Genomic DNA, 19,931 nt, shown 5'->3' with positions numbered 1-19,931 from the left:
GGGTCAGGACGCCGAGCCCTGGAGCGACCCCGTGACGTCGGTGCCGTCGGTGTCGATGACGCACTGGACCACGCGGTCGTCGACCGTGTTCCAGCCCTCCTCGCGCGGCGTGAAGGGCCAGAAGTAGTAGGCGGACTCGTCGTAGGACAGGCCGACGAAGGCCTCGAACTCGCCGAGGCAGAAGTCCTCGGCGCTCGCCTGGACGGCCTCGTCGCCGGGGTAGTCCCCCTCGGGGAGCTCGGTCTCGGCGTAGACCTCGGCGTCGTGCGGCTCGGAGCAGGGGACGACGGGAACGGACTCGACGTTCTCGCCGTCGGGCAGCTTCGACGTCACGATGCAGTCGCCGACCTGGATCGAGAAGACGTCGGCGTCCGACGCCTCGGTCACCTCGCCGCCGGGCTCGTCGCGCTGGGCCTCGGACGGCCCGGTGAGCTCGTCGAGGATCGCGCCGCAGCCCGAGGCGGTCAGGGCGAGGGCGACGGCGCTCACGACGAGGAGGAGCGGCCGACGGGTGGTGCGGGACAGGGTCACCTGGATTCCTTCGTGGACGTGCCCCGACCACGACGGTCAGGGCGGCACGCGAAGGCTAGCGCCCACCGGTGACACGACCCGAGCCCATTTCCGGTCCGGGCCGGCACGTCACGGCAGCAGGTGCGCGTACTCCTCGAGGGTGCCGTCGAGGACGGGCAGCGACATGCCCTGCTCCTCGCCCGAGGTCACGCTGACCGTCACGGGCAGCACGCCGCCCGGGGCCGCGTCGACGCGGCCGATCTGCGCGTCGAACCCGTCCTCGGTCCCGAGGTAGACGGTCTCCCCGGCGGCGACGGGGATGGTCACCGGGTCGCCGCCCTCCGGCGTCACGTCGAACTCCACGTCCTCGGTCGAGTCGTTGGCGAACGCCCCGACGAGCGCGCCGGCCTCGCCGTCGGCCGCGCTCACGACGAGGAGGTTGAGGCCGCGCAGGTCGTCGGTGAGGTCGACGCGCAGGCCGTCCGACGGCGAGTAGGGGCGGTTCGTCTCGATGGGGGAGCACGCGGAGGCGACGGCCACGCTCGCGACCACGAGGGGGACGGCCCAGTAGCGTGCGCGGCCGGTCGCTCGGGACGCCGCACGGGTCGCTGCTCGGGGGGTCGGGATGCGGGTCACGTGCACTCCAGGGCTGCGAGAGGGGGGACTGGATTCCGCGCCCAGCCTAGTGCGTCGGGCGAGGCGGGGCGGCCGGAACCGGCTCTCCGGGAGCGTGGCGTGAGCGGCGTCACGCGGGGTCGCGCGCCCGCGTGGCGCGCGTGACGGCGGTCGGCGGGGCCCTGTGGCCCGCTCGGCGAGGTTCGTGAGGCGCGCTGACACGGCGCTGACCTGCGAAGACGCTGCTCCGGGGCGCTTGTCAAGGGGCCCAGGGGCTCGGATTTCCGGCCTTCCGCGTGGTAAGGTGGACCACCGCGAAAGGGGACATCTGCAGATGACGTTCACAGTAGGCGAGACCGTTGTCTACCCGCACCACGGAGCCGCACTGATCGAGGAGATCAAGACGCGCACCATCCGCGGAGAGGACAAGATCTACCTCAAGCTCAAGGTCGCGCAGGGCGACCTGACCATCGAAGTCCCAGCCGAGAACGTCGACCTCGTCGGCGTGCGTGACGTCGTCGGCCAGGAGGGTCTCGACCGCGTTTTCGAGGTGCTGCGTGCACCCTACACCGAGGAGCCGACCAACTGGTCGCGTCGGTACAAGGCGAACCTCGAGAAGCTGGCGTCGGGCGACGTGATCAAGGTGGCGGAGGTCGTGCGTGACCTGTCGCGCCGGGACGCCGACCGCGGCCTCTCGGCCGGCGAGAAGCGCATGCTCTCGAAGGCCCGGCAGATCCTCGTCTCGGAGCTCGCGCTGGCCGAGCACACCGAGGAGGAGAAGGCCGAGGCCATCCTCGACGAGGTGCTGGCCTCCTGACGTCCCGGGCCTCGGCCCGAGCGACAGACCACCGGGGAGGGCGCCGTCCGTGCGGACGGCGCCCTCCCCGTCGTCGTGCCCGGTAGCGTGTGCCCGTGCCGACTCTTGCCGTCCTCACCGCCGCGGGCTCCGGGACCCGTCTCGGGCTCGACCTGCCCAAGGCCCTCGTCGAGCTCGACGGCCTGCCCCTGGTCGTCCAGGCGGCGCGCCGGCTGTGCGCATCGGGGGCGGTCGACGCGATCGTGGTCACGGCACCACCCGGCCTGCGGGAGCACGTCGCGGCGCTGCTCCGGGACGACCCGGCGGTCGACCGGCCCGTGCGGGTCGTCGAGGGCGCGGGCACCCGCCAGGCCTCCGTCGCCGCGGGCCTGCGCGCGGGCCTGGACGCCGACGCGCCCGACGCCGGGACCGGGGGGCGCTCGGCCCCCGCGCAGCCCGCGGTCGACGTCGTGCTCGTCCACGACGCGGCGCGACCGCTCGCGCCGCCCGCGCTCGTCCGCCGCGTCGTCGAGGCCGTACGGGCGGGCCACGGCGCCGTCGTCCCGGGGCTGCCGGTCACGGACACGATCAAGCGCGTGACGGCCGCACGGGCGGGCGACCCGTCCCGCGCGGAACCCGTCACCGAGACCGTGGACCGGGCGGCCCTGCGCGCGGTGCAGACCCCGCAGGGGTTCGACCGGGCGCTCCTGGTCCGGGCGCACGAGGCCGCGACCCACCGGGCGGACGACGAGCGGTCCGCCGCGACCGACGACGCCGGACTCGTCGAGGCGCTCGGGCTCCCCGTCCACGTCGTGCCCGGAGACGCCGCCGCCGCCAAGATCACCACCGCCCACGACCTGCGCGTCGCCGCGCTGACCCTCCGGGAGGACCGATGACGACCCCCGCCGAGCACGCCGAGGTCGCGCCGCGCCGCGCCCCCGTGGCCCCGCTGCCGCGCACGGGGGTCGGCGTCGACGTGCATGCGTTCGCCCCCGAGGGCGAGGAGCGCGAGCTGTGGCTCGGCGGGCTGCTCTGGCCGGGCGAGCGCGGCCTCGCCGGGCACTCGGACGCGGACGTCGCCGCGCACGCCGCCGCGGACGCGCTGTTCTCGGCGACGGGGCTCGGCGACCTGGGGTCGAACTTCGGCACGAGCGCGCCCGAGTGGGCCGGGGCGAGCGGGTCGCGCCTCCTCGCCGAGGCGGCCCGCCGGGTCCGGGCCGCGGGGTTCGAGATCGGGAACGTGGCCGTCCAGGTCATCGGCAACCGACCGCGCCTCGGGCCCCGCCGCGCCGAGGCGGAGGCGGCCCTCGGGGCGGCCGCGGGAGCCCCGGTGACGCTCACGGCCACGACGACCGACGGTCTGGGACTCACGGGCCGCGGGGAGGGCGTCGCGGCCGTCGCGACGGCCCTCGTCGTCGCCGTCGGGACGTCCGCGTGACGTCAGCCCGTGGGGGCGAGCTGCACGCTCTCGAGGACGGCACGCGCCTGCGCGGCGCCGTCGGCGTCGGCCTCGGCGTACGAGGCCGTGAGGTCGACGACCCAGGCGTCCGGCCCGTCGCCGGTCCGGACCGCCACGATCTCCTGCGCGACGACGGCCCCGGCCGTCTCGTACGTGCCCGCGACCCGGAAGGCGGGGAGCTCGCCGAGGGTCGTCGGGCCCTGGCCGTCGACGCCCGGGGCCCAGCCGGGGATCGCGCTGACGGCCGCCGCGGTCGCGGCGCCGGCCTGCTCCAGCGTCGACGTGGACTGCTCGCCCGTCACGACGACGTTCGCCCGGAACTCCTCCGGGCCCGTCCCGCTCGGCGCGCGCAGCACGAACGCCCCGTCGCGGGTGACGCGCTCCCAGCCCGGGGGAGCGGTGACCTGGACCGGGACCTCGGGGACGTCGTAGGTGACCGGCACGTCGTCGCCCCCGGTGTCCGCGGGACCGCCGCAGCCCGTGAGGACGAGCACCGCGGTCACCGGGACCACGAGGGGCGCGGCGGTCCAGGAGGTGCGGGGGTGGCGCGGTCGGGGCACGGTCGTCCTTCGTCGGGAGCGGGCATGACGGGCTGGGTGGGCCCGGCTCGCCATTCTCGCCTTCCGGCGTCCCGGGTGCCAGGCCCACGAGCAGACACTACGATCGCTGAGAGCGCATCGATGTGTTTGACTTTCCCAAGAACGACACATGGGATGAATCGCACATGAACCGAATGTCCGTCGAAGAACGCCGGGCCCAGCTCGTCGACGCGGCGATGACCATCGCCGTCCGCGAGGGCGTCGAGGCCGTCACGATCCGTGGCGTCGCGGCCGAGGCCGGCGTCTCTCTCGGCGTCGTGCACTACTGCTTCGAGGACAAGGACGAGCTCCTCCAGGCGATGGGCAACAGCCTCGCGCTCGTCGCGTCCGAGCCGGTGCGCGCCGCCCTCGACGTCGACGGCGACGTCGTGGAGCTCGCGCACGCCGCTGCCGACGGCCTGTGGAGCGGGCTCACGCCGCGCCGGCACATGCGCCTCCTCACGTTCGAGTTCGCGACGGCGGGCGTGCGCAGCCGCGCGCTGCGCTCCGTGGCGCACACGCACCTGGAGCAGACGTGGGCGATGACCCGCGGATTCCTCGAGAACGTCGCCGAGCGCGGGAACGTCACCTACTCGATGGACATGGGCTTCCTCTCGCGCATCGTCGCCGGGTACATCGACGGCATCGAGATCGCCTGGCTCGTCGAGCAGGACGACGAGACCGCGGTCCGCAGCTTCCACGCGCTCGCCGAGTACGTGCTGTCGCTCATGGTCCGACCGGACGGGTCGCCCGTGCGCGAGCACGGCCCGGAGCCCGTCGCCTGACCGCCGCGCCCGTCGGCCGCGCGAGCGGTCAGCCGCGCGCGGCCGCTCCCGGCGCACGCCCGAGCACCCGGTCCGTGTACGCGTTCGCGAAGACCCCGTCGGGGTCCGCCGCGTCGCGGACCGCCACGGCGTCGTCGAACCGGGGGTAGAGCTCGCGGAACCGTTCGGCGTCGAGCCCGTGCAGCTTGCCCCAGTGGGGACGACCCCCGACCTCGGCGACGATGCGCTCGACGGCGTCGAAGTACCGCGCGTGCGGCAGCCGGGCGTACTGGTGCACCGCCACGTACGCGGTCTCGCGACCGTGCGCGGTGGACAGCCAGACGTCGTCGGGCGCCGCGAACCGGACCTCGACGGGGAAGGGCACGTGCTCGCCGGACCGGTTCAGCCAGCCGTCGATGCTCGCCAGGACGTCGACCAGGCGCTCGCGCGGCACCGCGTACTCCATCTCGCGGAACCGGACGCGGCGCGAGGTGACGAAGACCTGGTGCGACGGCGCGACGTAGGTCCGCGGCGCGAGCGCACGGGCCGAGACGGCGTTGAGCCGCGGGGTCACGCGCGGCACCGCAGTGGCGAGCCGGTTGACGAGCTCGAACGCGCCGTTCGACAACAGCTCCTCGTCGACCCACGTGCGCGCCCGCGCGACGGGCCCGGGGCCGGACGTCCGCAGCCGCTCGAGCTCCGCCGCCTCGTCGTCGGGGGCGAGCCGGTTGTTGCGCTTGGTCAGCGCCCGACGCGTGTGGGGGAACCAGTAGAACTCGAAGTGGTCGTTGCCCCCGACGAGCCCGTCGGGGTCGTCCGGCGTGCCGAGGCCCTCCAGCACGCGGTCCAGCGGCCACGGCTCCTCCTGCGCGTGGAGCAGGAACGCCGGCACGACCTCGAGCGTCACCGCGGACAGGACGCCCGTGACGCCGAGCCCCAGGCGGCTCACCTCGAAGAGGTCGGGGTCCTGCGTCGCGGACGCCTCGCGGACCTCGCCGTCGGCCCCGACGACGCGGACGCCGCGCACCTGGGTGGCGAGCCCGCCGAGCCCGGCGCCGGTCCCGTGCGTGCCCGTCGAGATCGCGCCGGCGATCGACTGCCGGTCGATGTCGCCGAGGTTGCGCATGGCCAGGCCCGCGGCCGCGAGGGCCTCGTTGAGCCGGTGCAGGCGGATGCCCGCCCCCACGGTCACGAGGATCGCGTCGGCGTCGGCCCCACCGGGCGCGCCCGTGCCGCGGGTGATGCGCTCGACGAGCCCGATGCGGTCCAGGTCGAGCAGGAGCCCGTCGGTGACGGCCGCGGGGGTGAACGAGTGGCCCGCCCCGACGGCGCGCACCCGCATCCCCTCGGCGGCCGCCCCGGCGACGAGCCGCCCCAGCTCCGCCTCGTCGCGCGGGGAGGCCCGGCGGCGCGGGGTCGCGGAGGCCGTGCGGGCCCAGTTGGTCCAGGAGAGGGCGTCGTCGCTGCTCACAGGTCGTACTGTCTCACGCTCCCCGCGTGGCGTACGTTCTCCCCATGACGACCGACGCGGCGCCCGGACCGGGCTCGGGGACGAGGACGGGGACGGCCGACCCTGCCGGGGACGAGCGCGGGGCGACGCCGTCGCTGCTCGCCCGGTTGACGCGCGCCACCGCGGACCTCGACGGTCCGCTCGCCGTCGTCGACCTCGACCGGTTCGACGCCAACGCCGACGAGCTCCTGGCCCGCGCCGGAGGCGTGCCCGTGCGCGTCGCGTCGAAGTCGGTCCGCGTCCGCTCGCTCGTGACGCGCGCCGGCGAGCGCGGCTTCCGGGGCGTCATGGCGTTCTCGGTCCGCGAGGCGCTGTGGCTCGTCGACGCGGGCGTCCGCGACGTCCTCGTGGGATACCCGTCCGTGGACCGCGGCGCGCTCGCGGCGCTGGCGCGGCACGAGGCCGGGCGGCGCGAGATCACGCTCATGGTCGACGACGCGGCGCACCTCGAGCTCGTGCGGCACGCGCTCGCGGAGGCGGGCACGGGCGACGCGCCGCCCGTGCGCGTGTGCCTCGACGTGGACGCCTCGCTGCGGGTCGGGCTCGGGCTCGTCACGGTCCACCTCGGCACGCGGCGCTCGCCGCTGCACGACCCCCCGGACGTCGCGTCGCTCGCCGCCCGGGTCGTCTCGACGCCCGGGCTCTCGCTGCGCGGCCTGATGTTCTACGAGGCGCAGGTCGCGGGCATGCCCGACTCGAGCCTCGCCGTCCGTGCGGTCAAGCGGCTCTCGGTGCTCGAGCTGGGCGAGCGCCGGGGCGAGGTCGTCGCCGCGGTGCGCGACGTCGTCGGGCACGACTTCGAGCTCGTGAACTCCGGCGGCACCGGGTCGCTCGAGACGTCGTCCGCGGACGGCGTCGTCACGGAGGTCACCGCGGGGTCGGGGCTCTACGTGCCCGGGCTGTTCGACGAGTACCGCTCCTTCCGTCCGCGCCCCTCGGCGTTCTTCGGCCTCGACGTGGTGCGCGTCCCCGCGCCCGGGTGGGCGACCGCGTTCGGCGGCGGGTACGTCGCGTCCGGCCCCGCGTCGCGCAGCCGGCTGCCGCGCGTCGCGACGCCCGGCTGGTCGCTCACGGGGCGCGAGGGCGCGGGCGAGGTCCAGACGCCGCTGCACCGGACCCGGGGCGTCGCGGGCGCCCCGGAGCTGGGCGTGGGCGACCGCGTCTGGTTCCGGCACGGCAAGGCGGGGGAGGCGATGGAGCGGTTCGACCGCGTGCACCTCGTGCGCGGGGACGAGGTGGTCGACGTCGTGCCCACGTACCGCGGCGAGGGCAAGAACTTCGGCTGACCGGCGCCGGTCGGGGCTGCACCGGGATCGGCCGCGAGACCTGCCCGTGCCGCTTCGGCCGTGGTGGTGCGTCCCCGGTACCCTTGCGGACGTGACTCTTCGCCTGTTCGACACCGCCACGCGGGACGTGCGCGACTTCGTGCCCCTGACTCCGGGCGAGGTCGGCATCTACCTGTGTGGCGCGACCGTCCAGGCGGCACCCCACATCGGCCACATGCGCTCGGCCGTCGCGTTCGACGTGCTCGTGCGCTGGCTGCGGCGCGGCGGGTCGCGCGTGACGCTCATCCGCAACGTCACCGACATCGACGACAAGATCCTCGTGAAGTCCGCCGACGCGGGCGAGCCGTGGTGGGCCTGGGCCGCGACGTACGAGCGTGCGTTCACCGCCGCGTACGACGCGCTGGGCGTCCTGCCGCCCACGTACGAGCCGCGCGCGACCGGGCACGTGCCGGACATGGTCGAGCTCATGGAGCGCCTCGTGGAGCGCGGCCACGCGTACACGACCGGCCCTGGCGACGTGTGGTTCGACGTGCGGTCCTGGTCCGAGTACGGCTCCCTGACCAACCAGCACCTCGAGGACCTCAACCCCGTGCCCGACGACGTCCCCGCGGACGCGGAGGAGGCCGCCGCCAAGCGCGACCCGCGCGACTTCGCGCTGTGGAAGGCGCCCAAGGAGGGCGAGCCCGAGACGGCGTCGTGGCCCACGCCGTTCGGTCGCGGGCGCCCCGGCTGGCACCTCGAGTGCTCCGCGATGGCGCGCCGGTACCTCGGCGACACGTTCGACATCCACGGCGGCGGGCTCGACCTGCGCTTCCCGCACCACGAGAACGAGCAGGCGCAGTCGCGCGCCGCGGGCTACGGGTTCGCGCGGCACTGGCTGCACAGCGCGTGGGTCACGCAGGGCGGCGCCAAGATGAGCAAGTCGCTCGGCAACGGGCTGCTCGTGCGCGAGGTCCTCGCGACCACGAGCCCGGCCGTGCTGCGCTACGCCCTCGCCTCCGTGCAGTACCGCTCGATGCTCGAGTGGACGCCCGCGACGGTCGTCGAGGCCGAGGCCACGTGGGAGCGGCTCGCCGGGTTCGTCGAGCGCGCGACCGAGCGCGTGGGCGACGTCGGCGACGTGACCGAGGCCGAGCTGCCGACCGCGTTCACCGCGGCCATGGACGACGACCTCAACGTGCCCGCGGCGCTCGCCGTCGTGCACGAGCACCTGCGGGCGGGGAACGCGGCGCTCGCCGACCGCACGACGGCCGCGGACGCCGTCGCGCGGCACCACCTCGTCGCGGTGCGGGCGATGCTCGACGTCCTGGGCCTCGACCCGGCCGACGCCCAGTGGGCCGACCGCGGGGACTCGCGCTACGCGGCGGTGCTCGACGCCGTCGTGGGCGCGGAGCTCGCGGCACGCGCCGAGGCGCGCGCGGCGCGCGACTTCGCGACCGCCGACGCGATCCGCGACCGACTCGCCGCGGCCGGCGTCGCGGTCGAGGACTCGGCCGACGGCGCGCGCTGGACCCTCGCCTGACGACCGTCCCCGCGAGGTGGAGGCTGGGTACCACGAGGGAGAGGCGTGGTCGTGACCAGGCCTCTCCCTCGGTGGACCACGGCTCTCCCTCGGCGGGGTGTCTGAGGGACACTGGACCCGGTGGCGCACCGGCGCCCGCTCGCACGAACCGACCGACCTGACCGACCGGACCGGTGTCGATCCGCCTGACCGACACCGACCGACCTGACCACGACACGACGGGTACTCCCATGGCTGGCAACTCACAACGACGCGGCGCGACCCGCAAGCCCGGCAGCAAGAAGGGCGCGACCGTCGGCTCCGGCGGGCAGCGGCGCAAGGGCCTCGAGGGCCGCGGGCCGACGCCGAAGGCCGAGGACCGCGTCTACCACGCGGCGCACAAGCGCAAGGTCGCCGAGGAGAAGCGCGTGGCGACCGGGCGCGGGGGCGCCTCGCGGGGTGGCGGAGCCAAGGGCGGAGCCAAGGGCGGAGCCTCCCGGGGCGGCGGGCCGAAGGGGCGCGGCTCGGTGCAGGAGGTCGTCGCGGGGCGCAACTCCGTGCTCGAGGCGCTGCGCGCGCGCATCCCCGTCGAGGTCGTCTACCTCGCGTCACGCCTCGACGCCGACGACCGGACCCGCGAGATCGTCGACATCGTCGCGGGCCGCGGCTACGACCTCCTCGAGGTCGGCAAGCCGGAGCTCGACCGCCTCACCGACGGCGCCGTCCACCAGGGCGTCGCGATCAAGGTGCCGCCGTACGAGTACGCCGACGTCGACGACCTGCTCGACGCGGCCGAGGCGACGGGTCGTCCGCCGCTGGTCGTCGCGCTCGACGGCGTGACCGACCCCCGCAACCTGGGCGCCGTGCTGCGCTCGGCGGGCGCGTTCGGGGCGCACGGCGTGCTCGTCCCCGAGCGGCGCGCCGCGGGCGTCACGGCGTCCGCGTGGAAGGTCTCGGCCGGCGCGGCCGCCCGGGTGCCCGTCGCGCGCGCGACCAACCTGGTCCGCGCCCTCGGTGAGCTCAAGAAGGCGGGCTGCTTCGTCGTCGGTCTCGACGCCGGCGGGGAGACGGCGATCGGCGACCTCCAGCTCGCGACCGAGCCGCTCGTCGTCGTCGCCGGGTCCGAGGGCAAGGGGCTCTCGCGCCTCGTGCGCGAGGCGTGCGACGTCGTCGCGTCCATCCCCATCGGGTCGGACACCGAGTCGCTCAACGCCGCCGTCGCGACGGGCATCTCGCTCTACGAGGTCGCGCGCCTGCGCCGCGAGGCCTGACGTCCCTCGACCTGTCGGCGCCCCACCGGTCCTGGACCCGTGGGGCGCTGACTGGTCTCAGCCGTAGTACTCGGGGTCCTTCTCGCCCGGGGCGAGGCCGAGGATCGCCTTCTCGTCCGGGCGGTGGCGCAGGACGTTCTCGACGTACGACTGCGTCGCCTCCGCCATGGGGACGTCGCGGCCCGCGCGCTCGGAGATGAACCAGCGGTGGTCGAGGATCTCGTGGAAGAGCTGCGCCGGCTCGAGCTTGCGGCGCAGGTTCCGCGGCACGGCCTGGATCGTGGGCTCGAACACGCCGCTGAGCCAGTCGTGGGCGACGAACTCCTCGTCGTCGTTCTGCCGCTCCGCCGCCGCGCGGAACGAGTCGAGGTCGTTGAGCAGGCGGCGCGCCTGGTTCTCCTGCACGTCGAGGCCCGTGAGGCGCAGCAGACGCCGCGAGTGGTGCCCCGCGTCGACGACCTTGGGCTGGATCTGGACGGTCGTGCCGTCGATGTCGGTCGTGATCGCGAGCTCGTCGACGTCGAAGCCGAGGTTGTTGAGGTGCTCGATGCGGGCCGCGACGCGCCACCGCTCGTTCGCGTCGAACGACTCGGACGTCGTCAGCGCGGCCCACAGCTCCTCGTAGCGCGCCACGAGCGCGTCGCCGATCGCGACCTCGTCCACGTCCTCGTCGAGCAGCTCGCCCGCGGAGAGGTCCATGAGCTCGCCGATGATGTTCGTGCGCGCGAGGTCGACGTCGTACGAGCGCTGGCCGGGGGAGAGCTCGCGGTGCAGGTCACCCGTCTCCGCGTCCACGAGGAACGCCGCGAAGGTCTCGGCGTCGCGCCGGAACAGCGTGTTCGACAGCGACACGTCGCCCCAGTAGAAGCCGACCAGGTGCAGGCGCACGAGCAGCACGGCGAGCGCGTCGATGAGGCGCGTCGCCGTGTCCGGGCGCAGCGACTGGCTGAACAGCGCGCGGTAGGGGAGCGAGAACTGCAGGTGCTCCGTGATGAGGACGGCCTCGAGCCGCTCGCCGTTCGCGTCCTGGCGCCCGGTGATGACCCCCACCGGGACGACGCTCGGCACCTCGAGCCGGCGGAGCTGGCGGAGCAGCTCGTACTCCCGGTAGGCGACCGTCTCGCCGATCTCCTTGATGGCGATGACGCGCCCCGAGAGGCGCACGAACCGCACGATGTGCCGGGAGATACCGCGCGGCAGCGCCGCGAGGGTCTCGGCCGGCCACTCCTCGAGCGGGATGTCCCAGGGCAGGTCGAGGAGAGCCGGGTCGGGGGCCGACGCGGTGATCTGCAGGTTGTGCACCGTCACGGGTCCATTGTCCATGGTCGACGCGAGGGGCCGTGCGGTCGCGGTGCTTCCGGTGCTCGGCTCGCCGGGCGGGGCGCGCCCGACCCGTGAGGTCGGACGCGCCCCGCACCGAGGGACGGGAGGAGATCAGGAGCAGGCGAGCGCGTCGTGGTCGACGTCGAACGTCGAGGTGACGTCCTCGCCGTCGACCGTCGCGGTGCCCGTCACGGTCACCGACCCGCTCTCGACCGAGGCCGAGCGCACCGCGAACGACTGGTACGCGTTCGTGCCCGGGGCGACGTCGGCGAACTCGCGGGTGCCGTAGGCCGTCGCGAGGGTCACGTCGACCGGCGAGTCCTCGCCGTTCGCCGCGCGGACCGCGAGGTACGCCTGGCCGGCGAGGCACCGGGGCTGCACCGTGACGTCGAGGTCGAGCTGCCCGCTCGGGGTGCCGTAGACCTCGAGCTCGTAGAGCGAGAAGCCCCACTGCGTCGCGCGCTCGGTGAGGTAGAGGCGCACGTACCGGCCGGTGCCGGAGACGTCCAGCTCGTCGTACCCGCCGTCACCGTCGGCGACGGTGTGCACCGTGGTCCAGGTCTCGCCGTCCGGCGAGGTCTGGACCTCGTACCCCGACCCGTACGCGGTCTCCCAGTCGATGACGACCTGGCTGAGGTCGTAGCTCGCGCCGAGGTCCACCGCGATCCACTCCGGGTCGCTCCACGCGCTGCTCCAGCGGGTGCCGGCGTTGCCGTCGACCGCCTTCTCGGCCTCGTGGCCGGCCTCGTCGATGCTGGAGGCCGTCACGGGGCGGCCCAGGGCGAGCGACTCGTCGCCCTCGTTCCCGCCCCCGCCCTCGGACTCGAAGCAGCGGAGGTAGCGGTAGGACTCCGCGGACGTCTCGAACGACGGCGCCCAGTCCCACTCGTAGGTGTAGTACTGCACGTACGGCTCGGCCGCGGCGATGATGGCCGGGAGGTCCAGGTCGCCCCGCCCGAGGGCGACCTGCCGCATGTCGCCCGGCGCGTTCACGTTCACGGCGTCCTTGATGTGCAGCAGCTCGATGCGGTCCCCGTGCTCCTCGATCCACGCGGGGACGTCGAGGCCGGCGTCGGCCGCCCAGCCGACGTCGAGCTCGAACGTGACGTAGCGCGGGTCGGTGTTCTCCTCGATGACCTCCCACGCGCTGACCATCTCGCCGGTGACCGGGTCGGGGTACCGCGTGGTGAACTCGCTCTGGTGGTTGTGCAGCACGATCTTGTTCGCGCCGTTCTCGTGCGCGTACTGGCCGAGCTGGTTGACGTAGGCCGCGGTCGCGACCGCCTCGTCGTAGGTGCCGTAGCCGCCGGCCATCCCGCCGGTCCCGATGTAGTCCTGATCGAGCGCGACGGCGTACGCGACGGTCTGGGGCCACGAGCCCCAGTCCGTGCTGCCGTGGCTGGACGACACCTCGAGACCGTACTTGTCGAGGATCGCCCGGTACTCCTCGACGGGCATCGAGTAGGGCTGGTTGTACGGCTCGACGTTGGTGAAGCCCGCGTCGGCCACCTCCCCGAGCACGCGGTCGATCGTCTCGGCGGACGGCGTCCCCGAGCCCCCGAGCTCACCGACGTGGGTGTAGAGCTGGATGGAGATCTTGGAGTCGGGGAGCCCGTCGTCCGGGCCGCACGTCTCGGCCGCGGCGAGGGTGGTCGGTGGGCTGGTCTCGGCTGACGGGGTCGCGACGGCGGGGGCCGCGGCGAACGTGCCCGCCACGAGCGCGCCGCCCGTGAGCGCGGCGCCGAGGCGCCGGGCGCGGGACGAAGGGTGGGAGATCTGCATGAGGCTCCAATTGACAGCGTTGTCGATTTGGCTGACGAACATGCGACTTCTGATGTCACGTGTGCAAAAGTAGTCTTGTGGTCGGCCATGACCCTGTCAAGGGCGAGCCGCGCCGCCCACGGGCGGCGCCGTGCCTCGCGCAGCGCACCCCCGCGAGACGACGAAGGGCGGGCCCTCCCCTCGGGGAGAACCCGCCCTTCGGCGGTGCGGCGTGACGGGTGTCAGCTGATGCGCTGGCCCGACGCCGCGCCGAAGACGTGCGAGTGACCCGGGCGGATCGTCACGTAGATGCGCTCGCCCTTGGCCGGGACGTTGCGCGGGTCGACGCGGACGATGACCTGGTTGTCGCCGGCGCCCGAGTGGACGTCGGCCTGCGCGGCCAGGTCGCCCTTGAGCGTGCCGTAGACGAACGCGTCGGAGCCGAGCTCCTCGACGATGTTCACCTCGACCGGGAACGCGGCCTCGTTCGCCTGCGACACGACGTCGAGCGACTCGGGGCGGAAGCCGATGGTGACCTTGCCGTTGTCCGCCTCGGTGATCTTCGCGGCCGTCTCGCGCTCGAGCGCGATGCGGGCCGGGCCGACCTCGGCGACGCCGTTCTTGACCACGAACGTGCCGATGTTCATCGCCGGCGAGCCGATGAAGCCCGCGACGAAGACGTTGGCCGGCGTGTCGTACATCTCGCGCGGCGTGCCGACCTGCTGGAGCAGACCGTCCTTGAGGACCGCGATGCGGTCGCCCATGGTGAGGGCCTCGGTCTGGTCGTGCGTGACGTAGACGGTCGTGACGCCGAGACGACGCTGGAGCGACGCGATCTGCGTACGGGTCTGGACGCGGAGCTTGGCGTCGAGGTTCGACAGCGGCTCGTCCATGAGGAACACCTGCGGCTGGCGGACGATCGCACGGCCCATGGCGACGCGCTGGCGCTGACCGCCGGAGAGCGCCTTCGGCTTGCGGTCGAGGTACTCCGTGAGGTCGAGGATCTTCGCGGCCTCCTCGACGCGCTGGCGGATCTCCGCCTTCGGCGTGCCGGCGATCTTCAGCGCGAAGCCCATGTTGTCCGCGACGGACATGTGCGGGTACAGCGCGTAGTTCTGGAACACCATCGCGATGTCGCGGTCCTTCGGCTGGACGTCCGTGACGTCGCGGTCGCCGATGTAGATGTGACCGCCGTTGACGTCCTCGAGGCCCGCGAGCATGCGGAGCGAGGTCGACTTGCCGCAGCCCGAGGGGCCGACGAGGACGAGGAACTCGCCGTCCTCGATGTGCAGGTTGAGCTGGTCCACGGCGGGACGCTCGGTCCCGGGGTAGAGCCGGGTTGCGTGGTCGTAGGTGACCGTAGCCATGACTGGTACATCCCTCCACCGGCAGGTACGTGCCGGACGATCCGTTGTGCAGTGACGTGCCACGTCGACGTAGCTGTTCGCGATGGCGGACGAGCGTGTCTTCGACGACACAGAAGAAGTCGGACCCCCTCTTACCCGAGCAGGGGACCCGACGTCATCGTGGACCCGATACTACTCCCGGTTCTGAGTGCTTCGTCACAGGGCCGGTCACGATCGGGTAGCGGTTTCGTGGTGCCCCGGGCCGGGGCGCTCAGGCCTCCGGGCGCCCCAGCAGGTCGGCGAGCAGGTCGAGCACCGCGGCCAGCGCGTCCGCGTCCGGCACCCGCTGCGCCGCGAGCGTCTCGCCGTCGCCCACCTTGACCCCGAGGTCGCCCGGGCCGAGCACGGCGAACGCGGTCTCGTCCGTCGTGTCGTCCCCGGCGTACAGCACGCGCGTCCGCGCGTCCGGGAGCCCGGCGTCGTGCCCGACGACGTCCCGCAGCCGGTCCACCGCCTCGCCCTTCGACGTCTCGACGACGGCGACCTCGACCACGTCCTTGCCGTGCATCGCGTGCAGCCCGAGGCGCTCGGCCACCGCGTCCGCGGCGTCCTCGGCGGCGCGCGTGTCCGCCGCGGACGCGAGCCGCGTGTGCAGGACGGCGGCGCTCGGCTTGTCCTGCACCCAGGCCCCCTCGCGCCCCGCGACCGCGTCGGCGAACCCCGCGCGCAGCGCGTCGAGGAGGTCCGCCTGGTCCCGGGTGAGCTCCACGGGGACGGCCTCGACCCCCGCGGGCGTGGCGACGCCCGTCTCGGCGCCGTGGCTGCCCACGAGGAAGGTCCCGACGGGTGGCCGGCTGCGCTCGGCGAGGTCCGCGAGGTGGCGCCCGGAGACCAGGGCGAGGCGCGTCGTCGTCCCGGCGAGGACCGCCCCGAGGCGGTCGACGGCGGCCCGTGCGGCGGGCGCCATGCGTGCCGCGTGCGGGTCGTCGACGAGCGGCGCGAGGGTCCCGTCGAAGTCGAGCGCGACGAGCCGGGGGTGCGGGGCGTCGCCGCCGTCCGCCGCGAACGCGCGCGCGGCCTCGGCGACGGGACCGGGCGGCGTCACCGGCTGCGAGGCGACGTCGTCGGGCCGGGTCACGCGCCGGCCCCCGCGGCGAGGTCGGCCTGCGCGCCGTCCTGGCCCGCGTCGTCGGGCCGCCGGTGCGGCACGCGCGAGGGCATGGCCGTGAGGACCCCCAGGAACGACTCCGACCACTTCGCGACGTCGTCGTTGAGGACCTTGCGCCGCAGGCGGCGCATGCGCTTGCGCTGCTCGCGGTGGTCCATGTGCGCGGCCGCCACGATGATGTCCTTCATCCCGTCGATGTCGTGCGGGTTGACGAGGAGCGCGCCGGAGGAGAGCTCGTCCGCGGCGCCCGTGAACTCCGAGAGGACCAGCACGCCGCGGTCGTCCGAGCGGGCGGCGACGTACTCCTTGGCGACGAGGTTCATGCCGTCGCGCAGCGAGGTGACGAGCATGACGTCCGCCGCGAGGTACAGCGCGGCCATCTCCTCGGGCGGGTAGGAGTGGTGCAGGTAGTGGATCGCGGCGTGCCCGATCTCCGCGTACTCGCCGTTGATCCGCCCGACCGCGCCCTCGACGTGCTCGCGCAGCTCCTGATAGGCGTCGACGTTCTCGCGGCTCGGGCTCGCGACCTGGACGAGCGTGGCGTGCTCGACGTCGAGGCGCCCGTCCTGCAGCAGCTCGCCGTACGCCTTGATGCGGTGCCGGATGCCCTTGGTGTAGTCGAGGCGGTCGACGCCGAGCATCATGACGTCCGGGTCGCCGAGGTCGGCGCGGATCTCGCGCGAGCGCTGCTGGACCTCGGGCGTGCGGGCGAGCTCGTCGAACCGGCGCGAGTCGATCGAGATGGGGAACGCGGCAGCGCGGACGTGGCGGTCGCGCCCGTCCTCGCCCGGGACCGTGATGATCGGCCCGCGCGTCGTGTGGGCGCGCAGCCGCCGCACCGCACGGATGAAGTTCGCGGCGTCGCCCGCGCGCTGGAAGCCCACGAGGTCCGCGCCGAGGAGGCCGTCGAGCACCTGCCGGCGCCACGGGAGCTGCTGGAACAGCTCGAGCGGCGGGAAGGGGATGTGGTTGAAGAACCCGATCCGCACGTCGGGGCGCTGGGCGCGGATCATCTGCGGCACGAGCTGGAGCTGGTAGTCGTGCACCCACACGACGCCGCCCGGCGACACCTGCGCGACCGCGGCGTCGGCGAAGCGCTGGTTGACGCGGCGGTACGCCTCCCACCACGTGCGGTGGTACGTGGGCGGCGAGATGACGTCGTGGTACAGCGGCCAGAGCGTGTCGTTGGAGAAGCCCTCGTAGTAGCGCTCGATCTCGTCCGCGGAGAGGGTGACGGGCACGAGCCGCATGTCGTCGGCGTCGAACGGGTCGCTCGCGAGGTCGGGCGCGCCGGACCATCCGACCCAGGCGCCGTCGGACGCCTGCATGACCGGCTCGAGCGCCGTGACGAGACCGCCGGGCGAGCGGTTCCACTCGACGTGGCCGCCGGGTCCGACCGTGAAGTCCACGGGCAGCCGGTTGGCCACCACGACGAGATCGAATCCGTCTTTGCCTGTCAATGGACTTCTCCTTGAGCTTCGATGGATCGCGCCTGGGCGACCCAGGGTAGTCGTGCCGCCCGGCGCGCGGACGGGACGTCCGTCCCGGGCCGACCCGCCCACCAGGTCGGCCGGGCCCGTCCGGAAGGCGACGACCGGCCCGCTGCCGCTACCTTGTCACCATGGAGGAGCCCACGCAGCGCGTCGACGCGCGGACCGCCCCGGGCGGCCCGGCGCGCGGGCCCGCACCGGGGAGCGAGGTCGGGGGCTACCTCATCGGCTCGCGGCTCGGGTCGGGCGCCATGGGCACCGTCCACAGCGCGCACGACGGCGGCGGGAACCTCGTCGCGATCAAGCTCCTGCACGCGCACGTCGACCTCGACGCCGCGGCCCAGGGACGCGAGCGGCTGCGGCGCGAGGCGCTCGCCCTGCAGCGCCTGCGCCACCCCGCCGTCGCGCAGATCCTCGACGTCGAGCTCGACGGACCCGACGCGTTCATCGTCACCGAGCTCGTCGACGGCCCGACCCTCGAGGACGAGGTCGCCGAGGGCGGCCCGCTCGACCCGTGGGACCTCTACGAGCTCGCCGACCAGCTCGCCGCCGCGCTCGAGTCCGTGCACGCGGCCGGCGTCGTGCACCGCGACCTCAAGCCGAGCAACGTCATGGTCTCCTCGCGCGGCCCGGTGCTCATCGACTTCGGCATCGCGCAGGGCCTGGAGGACGCGCGCGTCACGTCGACCGGCCTCGTCATGGGGACGCCGGGCTACCTCGCGCCCGAGCTGCTCGAGGGCGCCGCCCCGGGCGTCGGGAGCGACTGGTGGGGCTGGGCCGCGCTCCTCGCCTACGCCGCGACGGGCCGGGCCCCGTTCGGGGTGCGACCGACCGACGTCGTCCTGGCCCGTGCCCGCAGCGGGCGGCCCGACCTCGCCGGCCTCGGGCCGGTCACGGCCCGCGTGCTCGCCGGGGCCCTGCACGCGGACCCCGCGCAGCGGCTCGGCCCGACGGAGGTCGTCGCCGCCCTGCGGCACGCCGCCGACACGGGCGACGCGGCCCCCGCGACCCAGGTCGTCGGGCCGCCCACCGGTCCCACGCAGGTCGTGCCGCCGGTCGCCGTCGTCCCGGGCGGCACCGGCGCCCAGGCGTGGACCGGCCGGGCGCAGGTCGTGCCACCGCCCCTGCCCACCTCGCAGTCCCAGGTCAACGACGGCCGCACCATGGCCGTGCCGACGGGCCACGACCTTCTGGACGACCTCGGGGCCCCGCCCGTCGGGGAGGACGGCGAGCCGCTCTACGTGCGGCCCGTGCCCGCCGCGCGCCGCACCGCGCTGCTCCTCCTCGCGGCCCCGCTCGTCCTCCTCGGGATGCTGCACCCGGGCGTCGCGTTCGTCGTGCTCTCCGTGCTGGTCGTCCTCGCGCGCGTCGTCGGGGTGACGACGGAGTCGCTGCACGCACGGCGCGAGCGGCGCGGCGTCTCGCCCCGGGACACGGTGCGGGCCGTCGCGGCCTCGCCCTGGTACGTCGTGCGCGCCACGGTCGGGGCGCTCCCGTCGCTGCTCGTCGCGGCCTGCGCGGGGGTGCTCGTCGTCGTGGCCGGGTGGTGGCTGCTGGAGTCCGACCGCTGGGTCGTCGTCGAGGGCACGGACGGCGGCAACTCGCCGGTCGTCACGACCGTGGTCCTGGGACTCGCGTCGTTCGCGGCCGTCGTGCTCGCGTGGTCCGGGCCGCTGACCCACCTCACGCGCTACGGGACGCGGACCGCGCTCGCGCGGCTCGCCCCGGGCCGCACCGGGACCCTGGTCCTCGCGGGACTCGGGCTCGCCCTCACGATCCTGTGCGTCGTCCTCCTCGCCGGCGACCCCGAGGTGACGTGGTGGCCGTTCCCCGGGCCCCCGTCGCTGCGCTGAGCGCCCGGCCAGGTCGACCGACCCGTCCTGGACGTTCCCAGCCCGCTACCAGCACGCATGCGTAGGATGGGCGCCGTGCTCCGGACGACGGTGCCGCGCGCGTGGTCGCGCGGCGTGACGCGCACGTCCGTCGTGCCCGTGACCGGCCGGTTCCTCGGCCCCGCCCTCCTGCTCCTCACGCTCCTCGCCGCCCTGGTGACGCAGCTCGCCGACCGCGGGTACGCCGTCGTGCACCAGTGCGTCACGGTGCCGGGGGCGTGGGGCGTCGCCGGGATGCACCTCGCGCTCGTCCACGAGACCCCCGACTGCCCGTCCGGTACCGCGCTCGGCGGCGACCCCGCCGCCATGGTCACCGTGGTGGGCGTGCTCGCGCTCCCCGTCGTGGTCGCCCACGCGGTGGCCGCGGCCGTCGCGTGGGGCGTCTCGGCGTGGGCGCGGCGCGCCCACGAGCGCTCACGGGCCGTCGTGAGCGGCGCGGCGCGCGTGCTGCGCACCGTCCTGCGGGGCGCCGCGCGCCCGGTGGGCGCGCTCGTGACGGGTGCCCGGCGGGTCGTCCGCCCGGTGCCCGACGCCGTCCCCGCCGCGCTGCACCACCTCGCGGACGCGGTGGTGCGCACGCGGCGCGGGCCGCCGCGGCTCGCCCTGGTCTGACGCCGCCGTCTGACGACGCCGTCGGACGCACGGCCCAGCGCGACCCCCG

At 74.6% G+C, this 19,931-nt stretch carries 18 protein-coding genes; 9 read left to right on the top strand and 9 right to left on the bottom strand.

What is annotated here, in order from left to right:
* Nucleotides 1-3: 3 nt before the first annotated feature.
* On the bottom strand, nucleotides 4-531 hold the full coding sequence (locus tag ABWU78_RS09510; RefSeq protein ID WP_253052600.1) for a septum formation family protein: 528 nt from the start codon (nucleotides 529-531) through the stop codon (nucleotides 4-6).
* 108 nt (nucleotides 532-639) lie between these two features.
* Nucleotides 640-1,050 (bottom strand): hypothetical protein, encoded by a 411-nt coding sequence (locus ABWU78_RS09505; protein ID WP_439158183.1) that lies wholly within the window; start codon nucleotides 1,048-1,050, stop codon nucleotides 640-642.
* Nucleotides 1,051-1,459: 409 nt separating this feature from the next.
* Here ABWU78_RS09505 and ABWU78_RS09500 point away from each other — a divergent pair, with 409 nt between their 5' ends.
* From ABWU78_RS09500 to ispF, 3 genes are all read left to right on the top strand, one after another.
* Complete coding sequence (locus ABWU78_RS09500; RefSeq protein ID WP_024841917.1) at nucleotides 1,460-1,942, top strand: CarD family transcriptional regulator; 483 nt, start codon at nucleotides 1,460-1,462, stop codon at nucleotides 1,940-1,942.
* 95 nt (nucleotides 1,943-2,037) lie between these two features.
* Nucleotides 2,038-2,817 carry an IspD/TarI family cytidylyltransferase gene (locus ABWU78_RS09495; protein WP_439158182.1) on the top strand — a complete coding sequence of 260 codons (780 nt, stop codon included), beginning with the start codon at nucleotides 2,038-2,040 and terminating at the stop codon, nucleotides 2,815-2,817.
* Complete coding sequence (gene ispF, locus ABWU78_RS09490; RefSeq protein WP_439158181.1) at nucleotides 2,814-3,359, top strand: 2-C-methyl-D-erythritol 2,4-cyclodiphosphate synthase; 546 nt, start codon at nucleotides 2,814-2,816, stop codon at nucleotides 3,357-3,359. The genes ABWU78_RS09495 and ispF overlap by 4 nt, the downstream gene beginning before the upstream one ends.
* A gap of 2 nt (nucleotides 3,360-3,361) precedes the next feature.
* Here ispF and ABWU78_RS09485 read toward each other — a convergent pair whose 3' ends face one another.
* Nucleotides 3,362-3,940, bottom strand: a complete 579-nt coding sequence (locus tag ABWU78_RS09485) for an LpqN/LpqT family lipoprotein (protein WP_439158180.1) — start codon at nucleotides 3,938-3,940, stop codon at nucleotides 3,362-3,364.
* Nucleotides 3,941-4,104: 164 nt separating this feature from the next.
* Here ABWU78_RS09485 and ABWU78_RS09480 point away from each other — a divergent pair, with 164 nt between their 5' ends.
* Nucleotides 4,105-4,743: a TetR/AcrR family transcriptional regulator gene (locus ABWU78_RS09480; protein WP_253052610.1), complete on the top strand. Its 639-nt coding sequence runs from the start codon at nucleotides 4,105-4,107 to the stop codon at nucleotides 4,741-4,743.
* Between the two features lie 28 nt (nucleotides 4,744-4,771).
* On the opposite strand, the gene ABWU78_RS09475 is transcribed toward ABWU78_RS09480, so the two are convergent.
* The gene (locus ABWU78_RS09475) at nucleotides 4,772-6,193 is read right to left on the bottom strand and encodes a D-arabinono-1,4-lactone oxidase (RefSeq protein ID WP_439158179.1); all 1,422 of its coding nucleotides are present in this window, start codon (nucleotides 6,191-6,193) and stop codon (nucleotides 4,772-4,774) included.
* Between the two features lie 44 nt (nucleotides 6,194-6,237).
* Between ABWU78_RS09475 and ABWU78_RS09470 the strand changes: the two genes are divergently transcribed.
* From ABWU78_RS09470 to rlmB, 3 genes are all read left to right on the top strand, one after another.
* Nucleotides 6,238-7,518, top strand: a complete 1,281-nt coding sequence (locus ABWU78_RS09470) for an alanine racemase (protein WP_439158178.1) — start codon at nucleotides 6,238-6,240, stop codon at nucleotides 7,516-7,518.
* Nucleotides 7,519-7,609: 91 nt separating this feature from the next.
* Entirely contained in the window at nucleotides 7,610-9,040 is a 1,431-nt protein-coding gene (gene cysS / locus ABWU78_RS09465; protein ID WP_253052616.1) for a cysteine--tRNA ligase, read from the top strand.
* A gap of 230 nt (nucleotides 9,041-9,270) precedes the next feature.
* Nucleotides 9,271-10,290, top strand: coding sequence for a 23S rRNA (guanosine(2251)-2'-O)-methyltransferase RlmB (gene rlmB, locus ABWU78_RS09460; protein WP_439158177.1), 1,020 nt, complete (start codon nucleotides 9,271-9,273; stop codon nucleotides 10,288-10,290).
* Between the two features lie 57 nt (nucleotides 10,291-10,347).
* Here the strand turns inward: rlmB and ABWU78_RS09455 are convergent, their stop codons facing one another.
* The 5 genes from ABWU78_RS09455 to ABWU78_RS09435 all read right to left on the bottom strand — a co-directional run bounded on the left by ABWU78_RS09455 (nucleotide 10,348) and on the right by ABWU78_RS09435 (nucleotide 17,348).
* Nucleotides 10,348-11,613 carry a DUF4032 domain-containing protein gene (locus ABWU78_RS09455; RefSeq protein WP_374614917.1) on the bottom strand — a complete coding sequence of 422 codons (1,266 nt, stop codon included), beginning with the start codon at nucleotides 11,611-11,613 and terminating at the stop codon, nucleotides 10,348-10,350.
* A gap of 111 nt (nucleotides 11,614-11,724) precedes the next feature.
* The gene (locus ABWU78_RS09450; RefSeq protein WP_253052620.1) at nucleotides 11,725-13,395 is read right to left on the bottom strand and encodes a discoidin domain-containing protein; all 1,671 of its coding nucleotides are present in this window, start codon (nucleotides 13,393-13,395) and stop codon (nucleotides 11,725-11,727) included.
* Nucleotides 13,396-13,616: 221 nt separating this feature from the next.
* Complete coding sequence (locus tag ABWU78_RS09445; protein ID WP_253052622.1) at nucleotides 13,617-14,741, bottom strand: ABC transporter ATP-binding protein; 1,125 nt, start codon at nucleotides 14,739-14,741, stop codon at nucleotides 13,617-13,619.
* 250 nt (nucleotides 14,742-14,991) lie between these two features.
* On the bottom strand, nucleotides 14,992-15,858 hold the full coding sequence (gene otsB / locus ABWU78_RS09440) for a trehalose-phosphatase (RefSeq protein WP_439158176.1): 867 nt from the start codon (nucleotides 15,856-15,858) through the stop codon (nucleotides 14,992-14,994).
* Entirely contained in the window at nucleotides 15,855-17,348 is a 1,494-nt protein-coding gene (locus ABWU78_RS09435) for an alpha,alpha-trehalose-phosphate synthase (UDP-forming) (protein WP_253052626.1), read from the bottom strand. The genes otsB and ABWU78_RS09435 overlap by 4 nt, the downstream gene beginning before the upstream one ends.
* 161 nt (nucleotides 17,349-17,509) lie before the next feature.
* Between ABWU78_RS09435 and ABWU78_RS09430 the strand changes: the two genes are divergently transcribed.
* Both ABWU78_RS09430 and ABWU78_RS09425 read left to right on the top strand, forming a co-directional pair.
* Complete coding sequence (locus ABWU78_RS09430) at nucleotides 17,510-19,231, top strand: protein kinase domain-containing protein (protein ID WP_439158175.1); 1,722 nt, start codon at nucleotides 17,510-17,512, stop codon at nucleotides 19,229-19,231.
* A gap of 75 nt (nucleotides 19,232-19,306) precedes the next feature.
* Nucleotides 19,307-19,882, top strand: a complete 576-nt coding sequence (locus tag ABWU78_RS09425; protein ID WP_439158174.1) for a hypothetical protein — start codon at nucleotides 19,307-19,309, stop codon at nucleotides 19,880-19,882.
* Nucleotides 19,883-19,931 lie beyond the last annotated feature (49 nt).

It is taken from the genome of Cellulosimicrobium sp. CpK407 (assembly GCF_051844275.1).
In the GTDB taxonomy this organism is placed as follows: Bacteria; Actinomycetota; Actinomycetes; order Actinomycetales; family Cellulomonadaceae; genus Cellulosimicrobium; species Cellulosimicrobium cellulans_G.
This window is presented reverse-complemented; position numbering and strand designations above follow the sequence as displayed.

Excerpts from the sequence above, each read along its gene's own strand:
- ABWU78_RS09500 (WP_024841917.1), top strand. The coding sequence starts at position 1,460 with ATGACGTTCACAGTAGGCGAGACCGTTGTCTACCCGCACCACGGAGCC.
- ABWU78_RS09445 (WP_253052622.1), bottom strand. The coding sequence starts at position 14,741 with ATGGCTACGGTCACCTACGACCACGCAACCCGGCTCTACCCCGGGACC.
- ispF (WP_439158181.1), top strand. The coding sequence starts at position 2,814 with ATGACGACCCCCGCCGAGCACGCCGAGGTCGCGCCGCGCCGCGCCCCC.
- ABWU78_RS09455 (WP_374614917.1), bottom strand. The coding sequence starts at position 11,613 with ATGGACAATGGACCCGTGACGGTGCACAACCTGCAGATCACCGCGTCG.
- ABWU78_RS09430 (WP_439158175.1), top strand. The coding sequence starts at position 17,510 with ATGGAGGAGCCCACGCAGCGCGTCGACGCGCGGACCGCCCCGGGCGGC.
- rlmB (WP_439158177.1), top strand. The coding sequence starts at position 9,271 with ATGGCTGGCAACTCACAACGACGCGGCGCGACCCGCAAGCCCGGCAGC.
- ABWU78_RS09470 (WP_439158178.1), top strand. The coding sequence starts at position 6,238 with ATGACGACCGACGCGGCGCCCGGACCGGGCTCGGGGACGAGGACGGGG.
- ABWU78_RS09480 (WP_253052610.1), top strand. The coding sequence starts at position 4,105 with ATGAACCGAATGTCCGTCGAAGAACGCCGGGCCCAGCTCGTCGACGCG.
- ABWU78_RS09450 (WP_253052620.1), bottom strand. The coding sequence starts at position 13,395 with ATGCAGATCTCCCACCCTTCGTCCCGCGCCCGGCGCCTCGGCGCCGCG.